This is a genomic window from Nitrobacter sp. (assembly GCF_051535235.1).
Taxonomy (GTDB): domain Bacteria; phylum Pseudomonadota; class Alphaproteobacteria; order Rhizobiales; family Xanthobacteraceae; genus Nitrobacter.
This window is the reverse complement of sequence record NZ_JBPPLZ010000008.1, coordinates 103,283-124,837: the sequence shown is the minus strand read 5'-3', so window position 1 is coordinate 124,837 and position 21,555 is coordinate 103,283. Positions and strand designations below refer to the sequence as shown.

Here is a 21,555-nt window from a genome sequence, read left to right as displayed (position 1 = left end):
GCTTGCGCACGTCGACATTGAATCTTCTCCAGGCACGCGGATCTATGGCGTGCGTGTCAGCCACACCGAAGACGGCACTTATCGGGCTTTCGGCCCCTCGAACGATCGCGGCCGAACCTGCGCGTTCGACCATGACGTTGCCCATCACATTGCAAAGTTGACTGTCGAAGGATTGTCCAAGAATGAACGCGCCTGCATCTAAGAACACCGACGATATCGCCGATCTTCGCCGCTCGCTGTGTGAGCAGGGCTATCATCATATTCCTGTTCTAGATAAAGGCCCGCGCATTCCGGGATGGGCGAAGAAACGCATTACGGCCGGGCAGGTAGATGGATATCTTCGCCAACATCCTGACCACGTCCGCACCGGTATTATCTGCGGCACAGCCCTGGTTGCAATCGACATCGATGCGCCGACAGTGGCCGTCAGCGAAAAGCTGATCGAGCGGCTATACGAGATCGTGCCGGCAGTGGAGCTGGCGCCGCGGCGAACGGGTAAGGCGCCGAAATGCTTGTTCCTGTTTCGCGCCACAGAGCCTGGCGACAAGAGCGTAACGCCGGAGTTCGTGATCGAGGGTGCAAAGCATCAAGTGGAGGTTCTTCGCGACGGCCAGCAGTTCGTTGCGTTCGGCGATCACGTTGAAACCGGCAAGCCGTATACTTGGGCGAACGGTTCGCCGATGGATATCAAACCCGCAGACCTGCCTCCAATTTCCAACGATGATATTGCCGCGTTTCTCACCGAGGCTGAATCTATCCTTGCCGGCCTTGGAGAGAGAGTGAAAGAGAAGCCGAAGACGAGGCGATCCGCTGGCGGGGATTCGTTCTGGCGGCGCGTGAACGCTGCGGCGCTTGTATCACCCGACCGCTGGGTAGCGGCGCTATTCCCCGGCGCACAGCACCAGCCCGGTACTGGCGCTTGGCGGATATCCAGCGAAGAACTTGGCCGGAATCTTGAAGAGGACATCTCGGTCCACCCCGATGGGATTCAAGACTTCGGCCGCGAGCAAGGTGCAACGCCGATCGAGTTGGTCAAGGAATTCGGCGGAGCACCGACCGCGAAGGCGGCGGCGGATTGGCTGTGCGAGCACCTGGACGTTGCACCGGCGGATCTTGGCTGGGAACAGCGCCAGGGCGTTGCAATCATCACCGGACGCACAGCATTGCCGAAGCCGGCTAACGATGACATCCGGTCTCCCGCGAGCCCTCGCAGTGATGGGGATCCGTTCACCCCGGAGGCGTGTGGTGGTCTCATGGCGGACATCTCTCGGTGGATTCTCGACACCTCTCGGCGGAAGTCACCAGAGTTTGCGGTCATGTCGGCAATTGCCTTCATGTCCGTGTTCTATGGGCGGCGCGTCATCGGCCCTACTAGTTGCGGCGTGAACCTCTACCTGGCTGGCATCGCCGGCCCCGGCTTCGGCAAGGAGGCGCCGCTGCAGAGGTTGGTGAAGTTGCTGCAGGATACCGACATGGCGTTCCTCGTGGGTGCCGGTGAGGTATCCAGCGCCAGTGCGATCGAGAAGATACTGCGGCGCAAGCCGGTCGTCGTAATGCCATGGGACGAAGTTGGCGACGTTCTGGAGTCGATCAACGCAAAAGGAAATGGGAACTGGGCGTCGACAATACGCAAGGCGATGTTGGAGCTATATTCAAAATCGACCGGTGTCTGGTTCGGCAAAGAAACCATGGATGACGAGCGGATCGGGGCGCCGATCCATTACCCATCGTTGACCGTCATCGGCACGTCGACACCAACACGATTTTACGGTGGGTTGTCGGATAAGAACCTGTCAGATGGCTTTGCCGCGCGCATAATCTTTATTGCTCCAACCAAGCGACCGGAGCGCGGCAACCCTCGCGACGGCGGGCTGGTGGTGCCGGAGCCATTGCGGGCGGCGATCAAGGAAGCGCAGAAGAAGTTCCCGTGGCCATCCATGAACTCGCAGGGGAATTGGCGGACGCCCGATGTTCAGCCCCACCTCTACGAAGTCCCGTGGGCTGATGAGGCGGCCGAAGCCGCGTGGCTGACAATCGAAGATTGGCAGGAAGCTGAAATCGAGCGCGATGAAACCAGGGACGGGCTTGTTGGCCGATTGGCAGAGAACGCAATCCGGTTGGCCACATTACGCGCGCTCAGCCGCAGCCCCTCGCGGCCGTCAGTCAACGTCGAGGACGTACGGTGGGCACACGCCATTATGTTGGCGTCCGCTCGATCGCTCGATGATGGCGTCGATAAGTATATGTCTAGCAGCCAGTTTGAGCAGCTCTGCCAGGCCATTCTATCTTCGCTTCGCAGCAGCCGCGGTGGCTCCATGTATCGAGCGGAATTGCTGAAGCGGAGAGGCATCAGTGGCTCAGATACCAGGACGTTTGATGCCGCGATCCTCAGGCTTCAGGAAACCCGTGAGATCGAGAAAACGGACGGCAAGCGGTTCGTACTTTCACGCGCCAGTAGCGGGTGAGCGGCACTTGCAGAATCGCTTGCAAAAGCTCGGCAATTGCAACGCGCTGGTACGGAGAATTGTGCCACGGTGTTGCAAATGGCAAGAGTTTGGCAAGTGGTGCGTATGTGTAAGTATATGATATATATAAATATTATCTATTCACTTGCAGATTTGCAGCATTTGCAATCACTCCCGATTTTTTCGGATCACTCCGAGAATCCGTATGGGCTGCAAATCTGCAAATCGGTCTCGAATGGAGATTGAGATGATCGATATCGACACCATCGAAGACGCTGACGAATGCGATGGCGAGGCTCTGCATGTCTACGGGCGTGACACTACCACTGGTCAGTGGCGGTGGCAGTGGGTTGCGGTGGAGACGCTGATGGAAGCTGGACGCGGCGATCTGGTGCCGTGGTTGCAGGAGTAGGGGTATCCGCAAAGCTTCCAGCCCTCGCCCTAGAGACCGGCGTTGGCCAAGAACAACACTAAACCATAACAAAAAAAGGAATCGGGTCGCCCGGTGATACTTTTTGAAAACTTGCGGCGTAGTGCGCGAGTGTCCCACGCCGGTGATAGGAGGCGACCGCTTTAGAGACTGAAACTACCCCTCCAGGGGCAGCAAAGGCCGTAAAGACGGCTGGCACAGCGAGCAGAGCCCAACAATGGGCCGAAACAATGATCACGTCGAGAACCAATATGCATCATGATAATGACAATATGCCGCGCACGACCACTGCGGCGATTCCGCTCGCAATTAGGCTCGCCCGCGCCGGTCGTGAAGAGGACCTGAAGCGGCTCATTCGCCATGGCACCGTTGTTACGGTGCCATCCTGGTTGAGCGCGGACGGAAATCTGCCCGAAGTGGAAGGAAAGCCACAGGCTGATCGCGTTACGGAAATCAGGCCGTCGCCAGACGAGATGGTTCGGCTCGCCGCGAAGGACGCCATCAGCGCCCGCGAAGGATATGGCCCTATAACCGCTGCAGAGCTTGATACGCCGACGCGGGCGCGGCTGCGCTTTGACGCCAAGGGCCAGATCACCGAATGGCGCGGCGGTGATGAACGATGGCACGATGCCACCGAACTTTTTCGCCAGCCCAAGGGTAAGCGGCGAAAATCAGAAGCTGAGCGACAAGACGACAACGCGCGGCACCTATCCATTCGCGGGAGCAGCGGCTTCCCCGAGCAGATGCAGCGAAGCGCGGTGCCAAGCTATGGGGAGGACTTCCGTAGGCTGCGCGCCGCTCACTGGGTCCAAGCCATGGGCGTCGCCAATGACAACAGGCGAGATATCGATCGGATTGGCGTCGGTGGTCGGCATAGCTTTGACGAAGCGTGGAGCAACGCTCGCTTATATCCGGCTTGCCGGATTCCACGCCACATCACCGCGATCGCGAAGGGCGCGGAGTTCATGGCGTTTCGCGTCCATTCGAATCCCCGCGCGATGCAGGGCGGAGTTGAAGGTGGACACGATCTGGTTGAACGGCAAATCGTTGAGACCATCGACGCACCGCGAATCGACGCTGCGCTAGGCGAACATGCCAAGCTGCTAGACCTTAGTATTGCCGGGATGACCGCTCGCGAGATTGCCGCAAAGATGGGTTGGGGCAATACGAAGCAATCGGAGCGAAAGGCGGTGGCCGCGCAAGATTCGGCACTGGAGGCGTTGGCAGACGTGGAGAAGTTGGCAGCGTAAACCCGAACACGGTGAACACGTTTCAATTTGGACACCATGTCCAGATTGAAGAAAGTAAACGTCCCTCGTCCGGGGTACAGGACCGTATTCTATTGAAGGTCACAGCGATGTGGCCGTCGACGTGACGTGCGCGACTTCGGCGCGAGTTCGATCCCCGTGCCATCCTTTTTTCGTAAGCCGCGCAGGCCGGCTTTTCATTTCACCCATCAATCGACAATTTCAAAACAGGAGCAACGAGATTGGCAAAACTTGCCAACGTGCTCGCGGCCATCGACGCACTTGGCTTCGATCCCGCGCGAGCCAGCGCTATCGCCCGCCGCTTAAGCGAGGAGGGCGTCATTCCATCAGGTGGCCCAGCCCGAGCGCCAGAACTTGATGAAGACGACACCATCCGATTAATCGTAGCCATTGCGGTTACGTCCAAGCTGCGGTTGGCCGACACCGAGTCCGCCGAATATCTTCAGCTCGTCCCATCCGGCACCATCCTTCCTGAAGGCGCGCCCGTGGGCATTCCGCGAAACGCCGCGGAGGCTGTCGACCTTGTTGTCGATTTAGCTCGTCGCGGTGATCCCGATGCGCGGAAATCGTCTTTGACGTTCGTCAGATCGTGGCCCGAGGTCTCGATCGAACAGCCTAGCCGTGTCGGTCGCTATCGCAATCCTGGAGCCAACGCGGGCCACTGGGAGCGTGATGGGCACAGAACCGCAACGACGATTCCGGTTGCAGCAGTTGCGAATATTCTTGATGAACTTTTTGGAAAGGCCAGATAGTGGCAAAGAAATCTACTGAAGCATTTGTCGTGCCGAGCTTGGAATTTAGCCCGGAATATGCAGCGCTCGTTACCAAGAGATCCGTTCTTCTGGAGCGCCAATCGACACTGCGTAATGAACGCCGCGAAGTGGAAAAGCAGATCAAGGCTCTTCCCGCGCCAACGCACCGAACGCCGCAAAGAGTCGCTGAGCTTCTCGGTGACGATCCCGAGACTGATACTCTTCTACACAAGCGCCTCGCAGATATCCGAACCTCTGAGCACGACGTCGAAGATGCTCTTGAGATTGTTCGCCGCAGACTTGCAGATGCACGCGGTCCAGCCTCGGTGGCGGTATGCGCCGCGGTTAGGCCTGAATACACCCGTCGCGTCAAAGCAATGGTCGCCGCTGTGACTGCGCTGCGGGTAGCGCGTGAAGATTACGAGTCGCTGCTCGACGATTTTATCGCCAACGACATTGCGTGGACACATCTCGTCCCGATGCAACCGACCTTCTGCGGTGATCGGCACGATGGTCATCTCGATCGTTATCTGCGCGCGGCGAAGGAGGCGGGCTACGGTGTTTGAGAAAGCCGAGAACATCCGAGAGAAGCGCCAGAAAAGTAAACGGCACATCAAACTTCCCGGAAAGCCAGCAACATACGCGAGCACCGATCCAATCGAGATTGCCCGCGAATTGCGGTCGAAGTCTCGCCTCGGCCGGAAGGAGGCTAAGCTTGACGCCGCGGAGAAGAAGAAACGTGGTTGATGTTATCAGCGGGTTTGCTGTGCGATTTAACGACGAGACTGTAATCGCTGGAGAGTTCCGGGAGAGGATTGCTCCCGGAGCTTTCACCAGAACCCTAAAAGAAAAGCCAGATGTTGTGATGTTGCTCGACCACGACTCCGGCAGGGTGCTGGGTCGCACCCCGACGACGCTGTCTCTCCGTGAGGATCGAGCAGGCTTATATTTTTCGCTCCAGGTCGATCCGACGACGCCTGAGGGGCAGACCGCGCTCGGCACGGTTGGCAGGCAGGATGTGAAGGGATGTTCATTCGGATTTCGAGCGCGTGCTGAGGAATGGGCAGACGGCGGCGATAGGTTACCGCTTCGGACAATTACGGACGTCGATCTTTTTGAGCTGACTTTAACGGCCTTTCCAGCTTACGAAAGCACATCCGCGAGCCTACGTTCAGAGACCGCCGCAGCCGCCGCACGGCGGCGCTGTGAGGCCAAGATGCGCAAGCGGGGGATCGCGGTATGATCCCCGTAGCTAGCTATCCCGCAGAATTCCAATGCGGCGGCCTATGGACTGACTGTATGGTTCTGGGCGTAACGGACGATGAGCATTCGCCAAAATTCCTCATCGCATTCGAGGATGACGAAGGTTGCGAGGCTCTGTTGCGCGTGTCGCGGGTGAGGCGGGTTGATGGGTAGTAGCCGCCGCCCGGTCGCAACCGCGTGGCATCGATTATATAGTACTACTCGGTGGCGGCGTCTCCGTGAGCACCAATTAGCGGTAGAGCCGTTGTGCAGGTTCTGTCTGGATAGCGATTTGGTAGAAGCGGCGACCGTAGCCGATCACATCACTCCCCATAAGGGCGACATTGCGTTATTCCACGATCCGAACAATCTGCAGAGTCTCTGCTCCGCGTGTCATAACTCTACGAAACAGCGCATCGAGCTTGGCCAGGCTGTTGTCACCTTCGGGGCAGACGGTTGGCCTCGCTAGGGAGGGTCCAGTTTCTAAAAACTGGCCGTCTTAGCTATCGGTTCCGCGAGTAACAAGGACACCGAGCGCAAAACCGACGAGACCAGCAACAAGTAGCGAGCTGCCCGGCCTTTGTTCTACCAGTTCGGAACCGCGATCATAGGCTTGCGAACCCGCGCTGGATAGGCGCTCAGTCGCTTCCGTCATGGCATCTTTTACCCGTCCTGCAGCGTCTTGAGTTTTCTCCAAAGCCGACTCTGCGGCTTCGCTTATGCGATCTGTGTCCATCGTTTCTGCTCCTGGTCCGGTCGATAACCGAAACGGCTGGCCGTGGTTCCGAGACCGGCAAGTAATTCGGGGAAAGAGCCGTTCTTCCTCAAAGTCAGCCGCATCCGCGGCTTTCAGTTAGCTGCCCAACCACCACCACCGCGCGACCACGGATGAACTGGCGCGCGGTAATTCACCAACAAATGGAGAGACTATGACGAATGATGATGCGCGTGAGAACCCAATTGAAAATCTGACGCATGCTGAAAAGCAGGATGACAAGAAGTCAGCACCGCAAAACGAACCTGTTGATCCGCTTGGATCTGGATGCGGCTTCATTCCGGGCGAGGGTATCTAAAGATGCTGAAGCTATTCGATCGCGTTAAAGGTAATACCCCAACGACCGGGACTGGAGACGTCACGTTCGGTTCCGCTTCATCGAATGCGTTCCTGACGCCGGCAGAAGCTGGCGCCGTTGACGGTAATACGGTGCGTTATTTCATCGTCGACGGTACCGATTTCGAGGAAGGCGTCGGGACCATCAAAAGCAGCGTCGCTGCGATGGAGCGCACAACAGTCACAAAGTCCAAGATCGGCGGGACGGTCGGAACGTCCAAGATTGATTTGAGTGGAACGGCGGGGTTTGGCTTCACCGCAGCCGCTGCGGATATTTTAATTCCAGTCAATAACCTTGCCGATCTCGCCGACGCCGACGCCGCATTGGATAATCTCGGTGGTACAACTGTCGGGAAGGCACTATTCACTGCGACAGATGAAGATGCAGCGCAGGATGCAATTGGCGCAACCGCGGTCGGTGCTGCTGTGTTGACTGCGACAGATGAAGAAGCTGCGCGGGAAGCAATTGGCCTACCCACGAGTGGCACCGTAATTGACACTTCGTACGCGGAGATTGCGACGTACTCGACCACGACCGCCGTTATCCCGATTGACAACTCGATTCCGCAGAACACCGAAGGCACCGAAATCATTTCGGCTTCGATCACTCCCAAAACCACAACGAATTCCTTGCGCGTCAGATTCTCTATCTCGATGGCGGTCGGTTCGCAGGACAACATCATAGTCGCGATGTTTTTGAATTCCGGGGCTGGCGCGATCTGCGCTCGTTACTCGTCTACTGCGGCCAACTTCTCTCAATTGATGTATATAGAACACGAGTTTGTTCCGGGCGCCACAACTTCCCAAACTATCCATATTCGCGTGGGCACAGGCAGCGGAAGTTCGCTCTACGTCAACGGAAACAGCGTTGGGCGCCTATTGGGAGGCGTTAATTTCGGCTTCCTGGCGATTGAAGAAATCGTGCATTGATGAGCGCGGAGGAGATAGACGCGGCATCCAGAGGAGGCGACGCATAAATGGCCGACAACGAACAACTAGTATTATCGATTTCGGCTGACACGCGCGCCATGCAGCGCCAGCTTGACAAGCTGGTAAAGCAAATTGGCGACGTCGACAACAGTGCGGCGCAGGCGTTCACCAAGACGCCTGCAAAAATCGACGATGTTACCAAGTCGATCGGTAAAACTCGGTTTGAGACCGCGAACCTTGCTGCGCAGTTTCAGGACATTGCCGTCCAGTTACAGGGTGGGCAATCTCCATTTACTGTCGCACTGCAGCAGGGCACGCAGATCAATCAGGTGATTGGGCAGCACGGGGCGGCCGGGGCTGTTGCCTTGTTGGGCAGCGCATTCAAGTCCCTGCTAACGCCCACATCGCTGGCGACGATTGGCATTATCGCACTTGGTGGCGCTGCCATCCAGTATGGCGCGAAGGCCATAGGTGCTGTCGACGATCTTGATGACAAACTGAAAGCGCACGCCGAGGCCATTAAGGCGCTCAAAGATGCCTATGGTGAGGCCGGGAAGGGCGTCGACACCGCGGTGCATGAGGCTGTGGCTGTCCTCCAGGTTTTGGCCGGCTTCAAGACCACTGACCTGCAAAAGGAACTAAATTCGCTTTCCAAGAGCCTATCATTCTCGCTGCAGTCAAGTGTTGAGTGGCAGCGCAATCTTGCGATGCAGGCTGGTCAAACCGCAGACCAGTTCGGCAAGTCGTTCGGCTCTATCTCGTCTGCAGTAGATACGTTCGCAAGAAGCGTGGCCAGTGGCAAGCCTGATATTCAATCGCTGAGAGTTGCTCTAGCCAATATCATCAGTAGCGACGCCGACAAAGGTCTAAAAGACATGGCGTCGAACATGCTGAATATGACCGAGAGAGCGTCCGGTGTCGCATTAGAGATCGATCGCGCGGCCAAGGCGGTACAAAAACTAAATTTTGCGCAACTTGACGCAATTCAAGGTGCGAAGGATTTTCAAAAGGCGTTGGGCGCGCTGAATTCCACGGTCTCTCCCAATCTTTCTGACCGCGAGAAGATTCTTAAAAACTATAATGACGCCATGGCGAAGGCGAAGACGCAGCAGGATAGATTTGACGCCGCTGCCGGACGGGCCAATCAGCTTGCTATTTTATCGGCTAACGAGCTGAAGAAATCGATCGAGGATCAGGGGAAAGCCGCCGAGTCGTCCGCGAAGCGGTTCCTGTCATCGATAAATTCGGTATCCAAACGCAACGCTCAACTAAAAGCAGGCACGCCGACGATTGGTCGTGGTGTGCGAGCGCTATCAATGATGGAGGCTATGTAGTGAGTGCGGTGAATGTTTTAGTTCAGAGCGACGCTGTGCACCTGATGACCGATGGGCTGCTCTATGCTGATGGCGAGGTGCTGCAAACCAACATGCAGAAATGTATTCCATTGAAAGGCATGCGTGCCGCGATCACAGCAACGGGACCGGCATCCTTTCCTTACTTGCTCGCTGAAATGCTGGAGCTAGATTGTACTTCATTCGATGAGGTAGTTGCTAAGGACCGTGAGTGGTTTCGCGGTGCCTTCGATTGGTACGTGAAAAATGAGCGTAATAGTTCGAGCGAATATGCGACGGTCATTTTAGTCGGTTGGCTGGAGCGCGAAGATAGGCCGGCATGTTTCGCTATTGAGCTTTCCAACGGCGGCGAGAAGGCGAAATTTCTTGAGCGCAACAACCCGCACACCGATCCGGATAGCGTCGCTCATGATCTGATCGAATTGCCGATCATCGCCAACCCAATGCCACAGGTCGGCGAACTAATTGCTGCCGGATGGCCGATCGGTGTCGACCGCGATAAACGAGATGCGGAAATCGACCTATTACACATGCTGGAAATCCAGCGCCGCAAGCGCATGGAAGACGGAAGATGTTACGTCGGTGGCCAGGCTGCATTGACCACCGTTGACCGCAATGGCGTCACTCAGCGCGTTGTACATACCTGGGCGGAGGATAAGGTTGGCGAGCGGATCGTGCCGCGGCCGATTGATTGGACCGCTTGGCGCGCGCCGCGCGAGAAGCGGTGTCATGGATGAAGCGGCAAATTGCGGGGCGGAAGGCGCGGAAGAGGGCAGCGTGACACTGTGACGGCCAGCGGCCGGGGCAGCGGGTGTGGCGGGAGCGGTGGTGCCGTCAAAAGATTAACCAAACTCTCGACTCCGTCATGCTACCGTTAGACGATTCGCATGAGAAAGAGAGAATGGGTTGGTTTGGGCGCATCTTTATTGCCGCCAATGTTGTGGCGGCTTGGGCGCTATGTGCTTATATAGTCTCTCGTGGCTTTGAGACCGGCGCGAAGTATACGTCGGCCGAACTGATTACAATCGTCTTGGCTGCTTTGGCCGTCATGATTGCGGTTTTGACGATCTTTTTGGCTGTTCTAGCGCTATGGGGGTACAAGTCACTGCGCGAGGTGGCGAGAGAAACGGCCAGCCAAGTAGCGAAGGAAACGGCAGAGGAGATTGCGGGGCGTACCGTCCGAACCCTTCAAGATCAGGAGGTTGGGCAAGGCAGTGGTGATGAATATGCGAACGCAGCTATTGGAAGCCGGCTCAACGGCGCGCCCGACGGCAGCTGAAGTAATTAGTTCCTATCAACGAACAGCGCCGATCGACGTTGAGGCGATCGCTGGTGCGTTGGGCATCAGTATTTCATTCGACGATCGCTTGCCGGATGATATCTCCGGCAAGATTGAACGTGCGGGTCGCTTTAGTGACCGGTTTAAAATCACTATAAACGGCAGCCATCCCCGCACGCGCCAGCGCTTCACGATTGCGCATGAATTAGCTCACTATGTTCTTCATAGAAGCCTGATTGGCGATGGTATTGTCGATGACGCTATGTATCGCAGTTCACGTGGAGACGTGATTGAACGACAAGCGAACAGCTACGCAGCCACCATTCTCATGCCCGCGCCGCTCGTGCGAGAAAAGTTTCGAGCCAAAGTCAAAAGCTTTGCGCAAATGGCTCAGACATTCGATGTGTCGCCGGACGTAGCGCGGATCAGAATGCGAGAGTTGAGGCTGGGATAAGTAGTCACCTCATGTGCGGTGGTGGGGAAGCAACCCACCACCAACACTTCTACCCCGGCCAACAACCATCGCTCTCATACCGTCCAGTGCGCTGCTGACAGCCATCGTCTAGCAACCGTTGCGCGACGTCTTTCCAAACCGCATGTGGACCATACAGCCGCACCGCATCGGCGTGTCGGATCTCAACGGCTCGTCCGCAGCGCATGCAATCAACGCGCAAAATCTCACGTGGGATTTCGTTCAGGCGAAGTTGCTGGATTTGCAGGCGAGGGGTGCCCGCCGCGCGGGGATCGTTGAGAACCGAGTCCCACCAGCCGTCATCCTCAGATGGAGCGGAGGCGTGTTGCTCGAGCGCCACCTTTTCGAATTGTTTGGGCGAAGGCATGCGCCAAGACGCGGGTCTGTCCGAAGTCATGCCGTATTAGAACAAAAAGAGAACTTGGAGTCGAGTCCTTGGTGTGGTGCCATTACGTGATGTGACCGAATTTCTGTTCACTTTGGAACTGAGACCGAGGCGAGCGCCTATTATTAAAATCGGAACTGAGTCACACGGTTAGTATCCGTTGCAGGAGGTTGCGTCATGTCGCGTCGCAGTCGCTTCAAACAATCTGCCCCCCTTACGGAACGGCTCTCTGCATTCATCCAGGCCATGCGGGAACGAGCCACCCTTATCCCTCCCGGTCCCGAGCGCGACGAAATGCTAAAAAAGGCGGAGCGCGCCGAAGCGGCCCAAAAGATAGACAATTGGGCCAATTCTACAGGACTGCAGCCGCCGAAATAATCGGTTTTTGGCCCACGCCCAGCGGGGAGATAGTCAGCGATTCGCGCCAGCTTCCGTTTCGTTTGCCACTTGTGGCCCTTTCTTTCCATCCGGGTTGCCCGATCGGTGGCGGGGTATCGCCATAGACGGCGCGGTAGCTCCCGCGAGCGATAAAAACATAGGCCGCGTGCTGACTAGCCATCGCCAGGTCGCCAGCGGCGTGTTGCCGTGGCTTGAGGCTCCCGACCTTCCAAGGCAGCACGCCTTACAAAAAAGGCCAGTCCGAAGACTGGCCAGTTTTCCTTGGAGATTTTATATTAGAACTCAATTGAAGTGGTAGTTGATGCCAGCCTTGATGGTATTCGTGGTCGCACCGATACGAAAACCGCCAGGCAGAGCGGCGCTATCGGCGTAGGTTTCGTTGCCGTAGTCGGCATACATGTACTCCACCTTGCCCGACCAGTTCCTGGCGAACATGTATTCCAAACCACCACCTACAGTCCAGCCGGAATGAACGTGGCTCTCAGAGGCACTGCCAATGCCGACTATTGATGCGGTCACCTTATTATTTGCCCACGCGTAGCCGCCCTTCGCATAGAAGAGTGCGGCATTCACTGAGTAGCCAATGCGACCCGTTACACTCCCGAATGCGTCTATCCTATCGCTCAGCGTGACGCCTATAGCCGGGAAAGTTTCAGAGCGCGAGATGTCCGCTGCCGCGGCATCGACCTCAAGACCCCACACAAACAGGCTTCCTGGTGCCTGCCAGTTGTAACCAATGGTGCCGCCGCCAAAACCGCCGTTCAGCTCGTCGCTTGAAATTGACCCGGCGAGTCCAAGTGCTGGAATTTCGCCTCGGAGTCTGTCGGACCAGCCATAGCCGCCCATGGCGCCGATGTAGAAACCAGACCAGTTAATGCCTGGCTCAATGATTGGGGGTGGGGCCTTGGTGTACGTGCGCGGTGCGAGGTCGGCAGCATTCGCAACACCAGCGAACGAAATGAGTGCAACAGATGCAAGCAGCAGCTTTTTCATTAAGAATCCCCCAGTTAAAAACCTGCCCCAATAAACACACGATTCAGGATCGATCCAAGCGCGATATAACATCGTCGGCTTGCAATTTGCGCGGGTGTGCTTGTTTTGCAACGTTGCGGTGGGAATGCGCTAATTGGGCTTCCTGCCTAACGCTTTTCGTACAAGCGTCCTGATCGCTTCCGGCCTTGTCGGAGCGCCGTTCTGCTTTGCCCGCCATGCGTCCACTGCAGCGAGATCGTCAGGCTGTAGACGCACCTGCACCTGCGTGCCTGCCTCTGCCGAGCGTCGCCATTTGGGCGTTGTGGTACCACTACTTGTTTTCTTCATGTCATTGTGGTACCACAAGAGCAGGCCGGGCGAAAGCGCCAACTCTCGCACCGGCCCTAACCCAGCGCATCGGAGGTACCAATGCGAAAGGCTAAGGCCGAGAATAGCACACCAAAACCAATATCCCGCCAAGTAGTCGAGGCGCAGATAGCTCTCTTGATTGACCTGCTCGATTCGCTTGATCCAGATCCTGACCGCGAACCCGACCCTACCGAACCCGACGCAGATTCCGAACCAAGCCTCGGTTGGAGCGCCGGATTCTCGCCAGAACTGCACCGGCAGGAAGGGCGCGGATTCCATATGAACGCCAATGGCGGCCATGACCTTGAGGACGAACATTGTGGCTGCGAGCCAGAGGACGATTCGGAGCCCGACGTTGACGGTGAAGCATCGCTGGGTTGGACCTCGCAGACCGACCAAACCTCCCCGCACTGGCCGGGCAATCATCTCGGTTGCGTCGATCTGGAGCAAGGCATCGGTGCGGTTCGGAAGAAACGGCCGCAGTCGCGGACGGGCGGGAAGGTGCTGCGTGGGTGCGAGGTGCTGGTGTAGCGCAGCGGCCCGCCTCAGTGATGGGGCGGGCTACTTCCGCGGCCCGACCAGCAAATCAGCAGCGGACTGCGCATCCTTCAAGATCAAGTCCGCCCATTCCTGCGCAAGCTCGCGGCGGCGTTCCAGGTGCCGGGCGCGGTTATAGGCGCCTTCAACCTTGTCCTTCGGAACGTGGGCTAACATTAGATCGATAATCGGTTTATCGGCCGGAAACCGCTCATTCATTACGCTGGAAAACGTCGCCCGCCATCCATGCGGGACATGACGATGGTGATACCCGGCGCGATTTAACAGATACCCGATGGCATTCTCCGACATTGGCTTATGGGCGTGTCGTGTATTAGGAAGTGCAATCGGGCCGCGCCCTGTAACCGTGCGCAATACTTCGACAGCCTCTAAGGCTTGCCTTGATAGCGGCACCCAATGGTCCCGAGCGTCATCGTCCTTGTGCTGCAACCGAAGCTTCATGCGTGCCGCCGGGATGCGCCAGACGCCATCCTCCATATCGGTCCACTCCGACCATGGCGTGGTGATGAGCGTGCCCGGCCGAACGACGGTCAGGGCGATAATTCGTAAGGCTAGCTTTGTAGCTGGATGCGCCTTCTCGGCCTCGGCTTTTGCCAGCATCTCGCGGGCCGCATCCAGATCGGTAATGGCAGGCTGGCGTCCCTTGACCATCGGAGCCATTGCTTTCTGGACGGTCGCGGCTGGATCGGCCTCAGCGCGGCCTGAACTGATCGCGTAGACGAACACCGCAGACATGCGCTGCCGGACTCGCCGTGCCGTTTCCTTGGCGCGCGCCTCGATACCGCGCAGCACAGCCAAGACTTCGGGCGCTTTGATATCTGCAACGGGGATGTTGCCGAGCACAGGGAAGACTTCGCGCTCAAGGCTGGTGATGACGTCGTCGGCATGCCGGTCGACCCATTGGCCCTTATTCAGGTCGTACCATTCGCGGGCGATCGCTTCGAACGTGTTGGCGGTGCTGGTGACGTTGGCAAGCTTCTGCAGTTTCTTGATGACGCCGGGATCGCGTCCGTCTCGCAGGGTGGCCTTGGCGGCATCACGGGCGACTCGGGCATCAGCAAGGCTAATATCGGGGTAGGGGCCAAGGCTAAGCAGCTTCTCTTTGCCGGCATACTGATAGCGGAACCGCCACAACTTTCCGCCAGCGGTCGAGATGTACAGATGCAGCCCGCCTGAGTCGGCCATCTTGAAGGGCTTGTCGCCCGCTTTGGCCTTCCTGATCGCGGTATCCGTCAGCATCGGAAAATACCCCATTCCCGTCCCAGATACCCCATTCGATACCCCGCTTTTGTGCGGATTTAGCGGGAACGATTGGGGCGGATTGGGATAAAGAACACTCTACAACATAGCGTTTTGCAAGGTATTTTTGGATTGGCTGGGATTAGCTGGGAAGGGACGCTGGCGGAAGGGGTGGGATTCGAACCCACGGTACCCTTGCAGGCACGCCGGTTTTCAAGACCGGTGCCTTAAACCACTCGGCCACCCTTCCGGACCAATAGTTTCAATCGCTTATCGCACGATCTGACCGAACGCAATGCGATCATGAACCCAATCGTCACGCATGCGCCGGCGACAAGGGCATCATCATAGCCCGAAAGCCGGCGGTCACGGGATCGGCGGCGGGCGTAACTGCCGGCGACGTCTCGCCGTTTTGACGGGCCATCGTTTATTGACGACGGACCGCATCGCCGGAACGTCGAGCTTCTTGACAATCCGACGCCACGCCTCGTCGGTGCCGGTCTTTCGGCCCGCTTCCAGGCAAGGGGCTTTCGCCGTACCCGGACATGGTGCAGAATAGGCGAACGGATTCGCAATATTGAGGTGGATCGGTGGGGCAACTGCGAACTCTCTTGCTAGCGATCGCTACAGTGGCCGTTTCGACAGTTACTGTTCAGGCAGCAGACCTCGGAAGTTGGCCGCGGGTCGCCCAGTCTGCTTCATATCATCATCTTCACCTCCACCGATGGCGGCGCCACTTGGCCAGTCCGTGCGCATTCGTCGAAGGCGTGCGTGGCGCGACCCCATTGACGGTGCCGTTCTTCGCAGGCGGCTGGAGCCCTGGGCCGACCTACTATGTTGGATGGCAACAGTGCACATGCTGTGTTGCGGCCGAGCCCGTAGTCTCTGTGAACTATTAGGCCAAATGCGCTCTGGTTGGTTATACGGGATAAACCCGAACCAGCGTTACTTGTGCCTCAACCGTCAACCACAAACCCGCTGCAATCGACAATTTCCAAGTGTGTCGCACGTCCTGATTTGCCGGCACGATCTCGTGCCGACCGGGGGGACCATCGGTACTTGAGGTGGCGTGATGGATGGCGCTCCCACCGGGCAGAACGTCGGGGGACACAGAGGCGCGACATCGAGATTGGAGCAGACCGGCTGCATTCGACCGTTTATGCATTGGCATGAACAGTCCGCATGAGCCTCCTGGCAGATGCAAAGAAGGGCGAAGACTAACGCCGCGCGGATCTTCATAGCACCCTCCTGATGATTTGCTTCACCGGTCCGGGAGAATGCAACAAGGGTTCGCTTCAACGAGACAAGGAGGAGCGAGCCCCTTTGTTCCAAGATTTGCTTTAGGCGCTAACACGTGAAGCCTATCGAGATACCTCAAGTCTTTCATGAGCTTCGTCTTTAATCCTCATAATACTCGAAGGTAGCTTGCTCCGTGGGCGCGAAAGTGGTCTTTGAGCGGCGGAGCAGTTCGTCGACCTTTGCGAACGTTGTCCCTGAATTGCATCAAACCCATTCGAGACAAAATTCCATTGGCAACCAAATTTGTTAGAAGATGAAGATAAGATATTGAAAAATATGAAAAACGACTCGCACTGACCGAATATCGTGTGCGCATTTGTGTTTCGTTAGGCGGCCCGCGATAGAATTCGTCTCGCCCGGATTGAAGCTGCGTGCGCGTCGGATCATGGTGCCACGTAATCGGACGCGATGTGTTCCTACAGACGATGAAATCACCGATGGAAGATCGCCGCAAACATCCGCGCGTCGAGAGCGACGAACCGGCCTATATTTCAACAAGCGGACTGAGCATACGGTGCCGTCTCTTGATCGTATCCTCCGAGGGGGCCGCGCTCGAAGTCCCGGACCCGACTTTTGTCCCGTCGGATTTCCAACTCATGACCGAGCGAGACCGCGTGGTTCGGCGCTGTCGGGTGATCTGGATCAAGAAGAACCGGGTCGGGGTCGCCTTCGATCAGCCCGGCGCGGAGGAGGACTCGATCGTGCCGGGCAGCAAGCTTTGATTTACCACCCGTTTGGTCTGCCGCTGGCTCTCCCCATTTCCGCCGTGTTTGCGCGGAGATATGTTCCCTGGCTTGATGGGGACCTGGGCCGTATCATGCAGACCAGCGCTTGGATGCGCGGGCACGGCGTTCGGGAATAGGCCTTGGGGACGGATGGGGAAATCAGATTCAGATCGAATCGGACGTGCGGCGTGCGCTATAGCAGCCGCAGGCGCATGTCTGATGCTGGCCAACTGCAGTTCATCAGGCAAATTGAGCCGGATTGATCCAAAATACGGAGTTTCGAGCAGTCCCCGCGTCGTCGCTTTCGGCGAACCGGTGCCGAAAGGTGGCGGCACGTACCGGGTTGGCAAACCTTACACAGTGGCCGGGCGTGTCTATGTTCCGGAGGAAAACACCCGTTACCGCGCCGAAGGACTTGCTTCGTGGTACGGCGACGATTTCCACGGCCGCCTGACTGCCAATGGCGAGGTTTTCGACATGACCTCGCTGTCGGCCGCGCATCCGACGCTGCCTTTGCCGTGTTACGCGCGGGTGACTAACCTCGGCAACGGCAAATCCCTCATCGTTCGTGTCAACGACCGCGGACCGTATCATGGTAATCGGTTGATCGACGTCTCGAACAAAGCCGCCGAGTTGCTGGAGTTCAAACGAAACGGCGTCGCGCGGGTGAAGGTCGAATATGTCGGACGGGCGCCGCTCGAAGGTTCGGACGACCGGCAATTGATGGCCACCTTGCGGACCGGAGAACCGGCTCCCTCGCCATCCACGGTGAGGATCGCGTCGGCGCGGCCGTTCGTGCCTGATCTCGAGCCATCCGGACGTGCGATCCGCGGCGACGTCCCGACGCCGGACGGGCGGCCTTATACGCTTGGACATACCTCGATGGACGTCGCATCGATCAACGCGACGTCCGAAATGTCGGCGTCCGGCCGCGTCCGATCACACCCGCAGGCGCGGGATAATCCGCGGGTGGTCGCCTACGACGCCAGCGGCGACGATGTGGCGAACGATGTCCGCCCGGTCTCGGCCTATGCGCCGGTCGATCCGCGCGGGCCGAGCGAACTGCTCTCGGGACGCGGACTCTACTAGGCGCTGTTCGCCCGTAAGCAACCAAGCCGCCCTGAAGTTCCGCGCCTCCACGGCGCGGCATGTGTTGTTCGTGAGGGTGCCAACTGTTATAGCGTTCACGAGAGAAGATGTTCTCGGGACTGAGCCCGCGTGGAGACCGGTTCACGCGAAGAAAACGCGTCTAATCAAAATCATAGACCTTCTGCTTCTGAGTCCGGTACAAGCGGAAAGGCTCCGGAACGGGCTCTGCGGAACGCGGCGCATGACAACCAGATTTTTCACGCATGGCAAACGCCGGGAATTCGCGTGGCGCGGTCTGACGGCCGCCATCGTCATCCTCGCGATCGGGATTGCTGGCGTTGCGCTCGCTGCCAACAACAGCGTGCAGGGCGCCAGAAAGGAAGAGGTCTTTGAGACCAGCGCCCCGACCGCAATTCTGATCGAAGCCAACAGCGGCAGCGTGCTGTTCGAAAAGAACGCCGACGAACTGCGGGCGCCATCCAGCATGATGAAGCTGATGACGGTGGAGGTCGTGTTCGACGCCATCAAGAAAGGCCAGATCAAGCTTACCGACGAGTTCCTCATCAGCGAGAACACCTGGCGCAAGGGCGGGGCGCCCGCTGGCGGATCGACCATGTTCGCGGCGATCAACAGCCGCGTTTCGGTCGACGATCTGCTGCACGGCGCGATCATCCAGAGCGGCAACGACTCCTGCATGGCGCTGGCGGAAGGCATCGCCAATAATGAAAGCGCCTTCGCGGAAAAGATGACGGCGCGGGCGCGGGAGCTGGGCATGACCCGCTCGACTTTCGCCAATTCCAACGGCCTTCCGGATCCCGGCAACAAGATGTCGGTTCGCGAGCTTGCGGTTCTGGCGCGCCACATCATCCTGACGTACCCGGAATTCTACAAGCTGTTCGGCGAACGCGAATTCACCTGGAACAAGATCCGCCAGTTCAATCGCAACCCGCTTTTGACCACGATGGAAGGGGCCGACGGTTTCAAGACCGGTTACACCAAGGAGGGCGGCTATGGCATGGTCGGCTCGGCCATTCAGAACGGCACGCGGCTGATCGTCGTGGTGAATGGCCTGGAGAGTGCGGATGACCGCGCGTCCGCGGCGAAGAAATTGTTGGAATGGGGGTTTCGGAATTTCGAAGTCCGGACCCTGTTCGCAGCGGAACAGCCGATCGGCTATGCCAAGGTGTTCGGCGGCGACAGCGGCTCGGTCGGGGTCGCGGCGTCAGAGCCGGTCCAGGTCATGGTCCAGAAGAACGGCAACGACAAGCTGCTCGCGCGCATCGTCTATGATGGGCCGGTCCACGCGCCGGTCGCGCCGGGGCAGTCCATCGGCCTGATCAAAATATGGCGCGGCAAGGAAGTCGCGGTCGAAACGCCGGTTCATGCCACGAACGCCGTGGGCGTCGGCTCGACGATGCGCCGCGCGATGGACGGCGCGATCGAGCTTGTCATCGGGATGGTGCGCTCGGGCGCCGAGAGACTCTGATGATTGAGGCCGCGGCCAATGCGGGCCCGGTGCGCGGCCGCTTCATCACCTTCGAAGGCGGCGAGGGGTCCGGCAAATCGACGCAGATCAAGATCCTCGCCGAACGCCTGAACGCTGCTAAGCTGCGCACCATCGTCACGCGGGAGCCCGGGGGCTCGCCGGGCGCTGAAATCATTCGTCACCTCGTTCTGTCCGGCATGGGAAAGCTGCTCGGCGCCGATGCCGAAACCTTGCTGTTTGCGGCCGCGCGCGACGATCATGTTCATACTGTCATCAAGCCCACGCTGGAGCAGGGCGTCTGGGTGCTCTGCGACCGGTTCGCGGATTCGACGCGCGCCTACCAGGGACGGCTGGGGAACGTGCTGCCCGGCGTGCTGAACGCGATGGAGCGCGTCACGATCGGCGATCTCAAGCCCGACCTGACCGTGATCCTCGACATCCCGGTCGAGATCGGGATGCAGCGCGCCGGAGGCCGCCGCGGCAGCCGCGCGCCCGATCGCTTCGAGGCCGAGGACATTGCGTTTCACCGGCAACTCCGCAACGCTTATCTGGACATCGCCGCCGGCGACCCGCAACGCTGCGTGGTGATCGATGCCAATGCCGACGTCGCGACCGTCGCTGCTGCAGTGTGGACCGCACTGCGCGATCGCGTGCTGACTGCGGATCCTGCCAGGGAAGTCACACGCGCATGATCGCCCGCTCCACTGCCGCGGAGATGTCGGTCAGGCATCCGCGCGAAACAACCGCGCTTTTCGGCCACGGCGAGGCGGAGCGAACACTGCTCGATGCCTATCGTGGCGGTCGTATTCCGCACGCGTGGCTGATCGGGGGCGCGCCGGGGATTGGCAAGGCGACGCTGGCCTACCGGATGGCGCGGTTTGTGCTTGCGCACGGCGATCCCGCACTGTCCGACGTGCAATCGGCGCAGACGCTCGAACTTGACCCGACACATCCGGTTGCCCGCCATGTCGCGGCCGACACGCATGGCGGTCTCCTGACGCTGGAGCGGACGCCCAACGAGAAGGGCGTGATGCGCACGGTGATCAGCGTGGAGCAGACGCGGGAAACGATCGCCTTTTTCGGTTCGACCGCGGCCATCGGCGGCTGGCGGGTGTGCATTGTCGATACCGTCGACGAACTCAACCCCAATGCCGCCAATGCGCTGCTCAAGGTGCTCGAGGAGCCGCCGCGTCGGTCGCTGTTTTTTCTGGTCAGTCACGCGCCGGCGCGGCTGCTGCCGACGATCCAGTCACGCTGCCGCAAGCTCATGCTGCGGCCGCTGGCGGTCGATGATGTGATTCGTGCGGCAGCCGAAGCAGGACGGATCGCGCCCGACGATGCATCGTTGCGGGAAGCCGCCGATGCGGCGGAGGGAAGCGTGGCGCGGGCGCTGGCGCTGATGGGGGGCGGCGCGCTGAAGCTTCACCAGAGGACGACGGTGCTGCTGGACAGCCTTCCACAGGTCGACCCGCGCGAACTGCACGCGCTGGGCGATGCGCTCGGCGGCAGCGACCGCGCCGCGCTTGGCGCCTTCGTCGACAGTGTCGACCGCTGGATCGGCGAACGCCTCCATGTCGGCGATGCGAACGCTGATCTTCCTCGTCTTGCACGGCTCGCGGAGGTATGGGAAAAGATCAACAACGCCGCGCGCGAGACGGAGACCTACAATCTCGAGCGGAAACCGCTGGTTTTCTCGGTGTTCGGGCTTCTGGCAGAAGCAACGCGATAATAGC

24 protein-coding genes and 1 tRNA gene are annotated in these 21,555 nt (G+C 58.7%); 20 read left to right on the top strand and 5 right to left on the bottom strand.

Annotation, left to right across the window (positions count from 1 at the left end):
• Positions 1–182 precede the first annotated feature (182 nt).
• The 7 genes from ACS3WA_RS12340 (at position 183) to ACS3WA_RS12310 (ending at position 6,626) form a co-directional block, all read left to right on the top strand.
• Complete coding sequence (locus ACS3WA_RS12340) at positions 183–2,465, top strand: bifunctional DNA primase/polymerase (protein ID WP_438278804.1); 2,283 nt, start codon at positions 183–185, stop codon at positions 2,463–2,465.
• A gap of 247 nt (positions 2,466–2,712) precedes the next feature.
• Positions 2,713–2,877, top strand: coding sequence for a hypothetical protein (locus tag ACS3WA_RS12335; RefSeq protein ID WP_438278803.1), 165 nt, complete (start codon positions 2,713–2,715; stop codon positions 2,875–2,877).
• A gap of 269 nt (positions 2,878–3,146) precedes the next feature.
• A complete protein-coding gene (locus tag ACS3WA_RS12330) occupies positions 3,147–4,145 on the top strand; it encodes a hypothetical protein (protein WP_438278802.1) in 999 nt (332 codons plus the stop codon).
• A gap of 239 nt (positions 4,146–4,384) precedes the next feature.
• Positions 4,385–4,915, top strand: coding sequence for a hypothetical protein (locus ACS3WA_RS12325; RefSeq protein WP_438278801.1), 531 nt, complete (start codon positions 4,385–4,387; stop codon positions 4,913–4,915).
• Entirely contained in the window at positions 4,915–5,481 is a 567-nt protein-coding gene (locus tag ACS3WA_RS12320; RefSeq protein WP_438278800.1) for a hypothetical protein, read from the top strand. The genes ACS3WA_RS12325 and ACS3WA_RS12320 overlap by 1 nt, the downstream gene beginning before the upstream one ends.
• A 173-nt stretch (positions 5,482–5,654) precedes the next feature.
• Positions 5,655–6,158: an HK97 family phage prohead protease gene (locus tag ACS3WA_RS12315; protein ID WP_438278799.1), complete on the top strand. Its 504-nt coding sequence runs from the start codon at positions 5,655–5,657 to the stop codon at positions 6,156–6,158.
• A gap of 165 nt (positions 6,159–6,323) precedes the next feature.
• Positions 6,324–6,626: an HNH endonuclease gene (locus ACS3WA_RS12310; protein ID WP_438278798.1), complete on the top strand. Its 303-nt coding sequence runs from the start codon at positions 6,324–6,326 to the stop codon at positions 6,624–6,626.
• A gap of 30 nt (positions 6,627–6,656) precedes the next feature.
• Here the strand turns inward: ACS3WA_RS12310 and ACS3WA_RS12305 are convergent, their stop codons facing one another.
• Positions 6,657–6,893 carry a hypothetical protein gene (locus ACS3WA_RS12305; protein ID WP_438278797.1) on the bottom strand — a complete coding sequence of 79 codons (237 nt, stop codon included), beginning with the start codon at positions 6,891–6,893 and terminating at the stop codon, positions 6,657–6,659.
• Positions 6,894–7,086: 193 nt separating this feature from the next.
• Here ACS3WA_RS12305 and ACS3WA_RS12300 point away from each other — a divergent pair, with 193 nt between their 5' ends.
• From ACS3WA_RS12300 to ACS3WA_RS12275, 6 genes are all read left to right on the top strand, one after another.
• Positions 7,087–7,230 carry a hypothetical protein gene (locus tag ACS3WA_RS12300; RefSeq protein WP_438278796.1) on the top strand — a complete coding sequence of 48 codons (144 nt, stop codon included), beginning with the start codon at positions 7,087–7,089 and terminating at the stop codon, positions 7,228–7,230.
• 2 nt (positions 7,231–7,232) lie between these two features.
• Entirely contained in the window at positions 7,233–8,198 is a 966-nt protein-coding gene (locus ACS3WA_RS12295; protein WP_438278795.1) for a hypothetical protein, read from the top strand.
• Positions 8,199–8,245: 47 nt separating this feature from the next.
• Positions 8,246–9,532, top strand: coding sequence for a phage tail length tape measure family protein (locus ACS3WA_RS12290; protein WP_438278794.1), 1,287 nt, complete (start codon positions 8,246–8,248; stop codon positions 9,530–9,532).
• Positions 9,532–10,287 (top strand): hypothetical protein, encoded by a 756-nt coding sequence (locus tag ACS3WA_RS12285; protein WP_438278793.1) that lies wholly within the window; start codon positions 9,532–9,534, stop codon positions 10,285–10,287. The genes ACS3WA_RS12290 and ACS3WA_RS12285 overlap by 1 nt, the downstream gene beginning before the upstream one ends.
• Positions 10,288–10,415: 128 nt before the next feature.
• Positions 10,416–10,829 (top strand): hypothetical protein, encoded by a 414-nt coding sequence (locus ACS3WA_RS12280; RefSeq protein WP_438278792.1) that lies wholly within the window; start codon positions 10,416–10,418, stop codon positions 10,827–10,829.
• Complete coding sequence (locus tag ACS3WA_RS12275) at positions 10,771–11,283, top strand: ImmA/IrrE family metallo-endopeptidase (protein ID WP_438278791.1); 513 nt, start codon at positions 10,771–10,773, stop codon at positions 11,281–11,283. Before ACS3WA_RS12280 ends, ACS3WA_RS12275 begins: the two co-directional genes overlap by 59 nt.
• 49 nt (positions 11,284–11,332) lie before the next feature.
• Here the strand turns inward: ACS3WA_RS12275 and ACS3WA_RS12270 are convergent, their stop codons facing one another.
• Positions 11,333–11,668, bottom strand: a complete 336-nt coding sequence (locus ACS3WA_RS12270; protein WP_438278790.1) for a hypothetical protein — start codon at positions 11,666–11,668, stop codon at positions 11,333–11,335.
• Positions 11,669–11,863: 195 nt separating this feature from the next.
• Here ACS3WA_RS12270 and ACS3WA_RS12265 point away from each other — a divergent pair, with 195 nt between their 5' ends.
• Positions 11,864–12,064, top strand: a complete 201-nt coding sequence (locus ACS3WA_RS12265) for a hypothetical protein (RefSeq protein ID WP_438278789.1) — start codon at positions 11,864–11,866, stop codon at positions 12,062–12,064.
• 303 nt (positions 12,065–12,367) lie between these two features.
• On the opposite strand, the gene ACS3WA_RS12260 is transcribed toward ACS3WA_RS12265, so the two are convergent.
• Positions 12,368–13,078, bottom strand: coding sequence for an outer membrane protein (locus tag ACS3WA_RS12260; protein WP_438278788.1), 711 nt, complete (start codon positions 13,076–13,078; stop codon positions 12,368–12,370).
• Between the two features lie 483 nt (positions 13,079–13,561).
• On the opposite strand from ACS3WA_RS12260, the gene ACS3WA_RS12255 reads away from it, so the two are divergent.
• Complete coding sequence (locus ACS3WA_RS12255; protein ID WP_438278787.1) at positions 13,562–13,957, top strand: hypothetical protein; 396 nt, start codon at positions 13,562–13,564, stop codon at positions 13,955–13,957.
• A gap of 30 nt (positions 13,958–13,987) precedes the next feature.
• On the opposite strand, the gene ACS3WA_RS12250 is transcribed toward ACS3WA_RS12255, so the two are convergent.
• The gene (locus tag ACS3WA_RS12250) at positions 13,988–15,223 is read right to left on the bottom strand and encodes a tyrosine-type recombinase/integrase (RefSeq protein ID WP_438278786.1); all 1,236 of its coding nucleotides are present in this window, start codon (positions 15,221–15,223) and stop codon (positions 13,988–13,990) included.
• Between the two features lie 160 nt (positions 15,224–15,383).
• Positions 15,384–15,473 (bottom strand) — tRNA-Ser (locus tag ACS3WA_RS12245).
• A gap of 1,474 nt (positions 15,474–16,947) precedes the next feature.
• Between ACS3WA_RS12245 and ACS3WA_RS12240 the strand changes: the two genes are divergently transcribed.
• From ACS3WA_RS12240 to ACS3WA_RS12220, 5 genes are all read left to right on the top strand, one after another.
• A complete protein-coding gene (locus ACS3WA_RS12240; RefSeq protein ID WP_438278785.1) occupies positions 16,948–17,244 on the top strand; it encodes a PilZ domain-containing protein in 297 nt (98 codons plus the stop codon).
• 153 nt (positions 17,245–17,397) lie between these two features.
• The gene (locus tag ACS3WA_RS12235) at positions 17,398–18,336 is read left to right on the top strand and encodes a septal ring lytic transglycosylase RlpA family protein (protein WP_438278784.1); all 939 of its coding nucleotides are present in this window, start codon (positions 17,398–17,400) and stop codon (positions 18,334–18,336) included.
• Between the two features lie 241 nt (positions 18,337–18,577).
• Entirely contained in the window at positions 18,578–19,822 is a 1,245-nt protein-coding gene (locus ACS3WA_RS12230) for a D-alanyl-D-alanine carboxypeptidase family protein (RefSeq protein ID WP_438278783.1), read from the top strand.
• Positions 19,822–20,514 (top strand): dTMP kinase, encoded by a 693-nt coding sequence (gene tmk, locus ACS3WA_RS12225; RefSeq protein ID WP_438278782.1) that lies wholly within the window; start codon positions 19,822–19,824, stop codon positions 20,512–20,514. Before ACS3WA_RS12230 ends, tmk begins: the two co-directional genes overlap by 1 nt.
• Entirely contained in the window at positions 20,511–21,551 is a 1,041-nt protein-coding gene (locus tag ACS3WA_RS12220) for a DNA polymerase III subunit delta' (RefSeq protein WP_438278781.1), read from the top strand. Before tmk ends, ACS3WA_RS12220 begins: the two co-directional genes overlap by 4 nt.
• Positions 21,552–21,555 lie beyond the last annotated feature (4 nt).

Bases quoted from the DNA above. Each gene is read 5' to 3' on its own strand.
- ACS3WA_RS12310 (WP_438278798.1), top strand. From the start codon at position 6,324: ATGGGTAGTAGCCGCCGCCCGGTCGCAACCGCGTGGCATCGATTATAT.
- ACS3WA_RS12300 (WP_438278796.1), top strand. From the start codon at position 7,087: ATGACGAATGATGATGCGCGTGAGAACCCAATTGAAAATCTGACGCAT.
- ACS3WA_RS12280 (WP_438278792.1), top strand. From the start codon at position 10,416: ATGCTACCGTTAGACGATTCGCATGAGAAAGAGAGAATGGGTTGGTTT.
- ACS3WA_RS12335 (WP_438278803.1), top strand. From the start codon at position 2,713: ATGATCGATATCGACACCATCGAAGACGCTGACGAATGCGATGGCGAG.
- ACS3WA_RS12220 (WP_438278781.1), top strand. From the start codon at position 20,511: ATGATCGCCCGCTCCACTGCCGCGGAGATGTCGGTCAGGCATCCGCGC.
- ACS3WA_RS12275 (WP_438278791.1), top strand. From the start codon at position 10,771: ATGAATATGCGAACGCAGCTATTGGAAGCCGGCTCAACGGCGCGCCCG.
- ACS3WA_RS12305 (WP_438278797.1), bottom strand. From the start codon at position 6,893: ATGGACACAGATCGCATAAGCGAAGCCGCAGAGTCGGCTTTGGAGAAA.
- ACS3WA_RS12295 (WP_438278795.1), top strand. From the start codon at position 7,233: ATGCTGAAGCTATTCGATCGCGTTAAAGGTAATACCCCAACGACCGGG.
- ACS3WA_RS12240 (WP_438278785.1), top strand. From the start codon at position 16,948: ATGAAATCACCGATGGAAGATCGCCGCAAACATCCGCGCGTCGAGAGC.
- ACS3WA_RS12230 (WP_438278783.1), top strand. From the start codon at position 18,578: ATGACAACCAGATTTTTCACGCATGGCAAACGCCGGGAATTCGCGTGG.
- ACS3WA_RS12260 (WP_438278788.1), bottom strand. From the start codon at position 13,078: ATGAAAAAGCTGCTGCTTGCATCTGTTGCACTCATTTCGTTCGCTGGT.
- ACS3WA_RS12250 (WP_438278786.1), bottom strand. From the start codon at position 15,223: ATGCTGACGGATACCGCGATCAGGAAGGCCAAAGCGGGCGACAAGCCC.
- ACS3WA_RS12330 (WP_438278802.1), top strand. From the start codon at position 3,147: ATGCATCATGATAATGACAATATGCCGCGCACGACCACTGCGGCGATT.
- ACS3WA_RS12340 (WP_438278804.1), top strand. From the start codon at position 183: ATGAACGCGCCTGCATCTAAGAACACCGACGATATCGCCGATCTTCGC.
- ACS3WA_RS12290 (WP_438278794.1), top strand. From the start codon at position 8,246: ATGGCCGACAACGAACAACTAGTATTATCGATTTCGGCTGACACGCGC.
- ACS3WA_RS12235 (WP_438278784.1), top strand. From the start codon at position 17,398: ATGGGGAAATCAGATTCAGATCGAATCGGACGTGCGGCGTGCGCTATA.
- ACS3WA_RS12265 (WP_438278789.1), top strand. From the start codon at position 11,864: ATGTCGCGTCGCAGTCGCTTCAAACAATCTGCCCCCCTTACGGAACGG.
- ACS3WA_RS12270 (WP_438278790.1), bottom strand. From the start codon at position 11,668: ATGCCTTCGCCCAAACAATTCGAAAAGGTGGCGCTCGAGCAACACGCC.
- tmk (WP_438278782.1), top strand. From the start codon at position 19,822: ATGATTGAGGCCGCGGCCAATGCGGGCCCGGTGCGCGGCCGCTTCATC.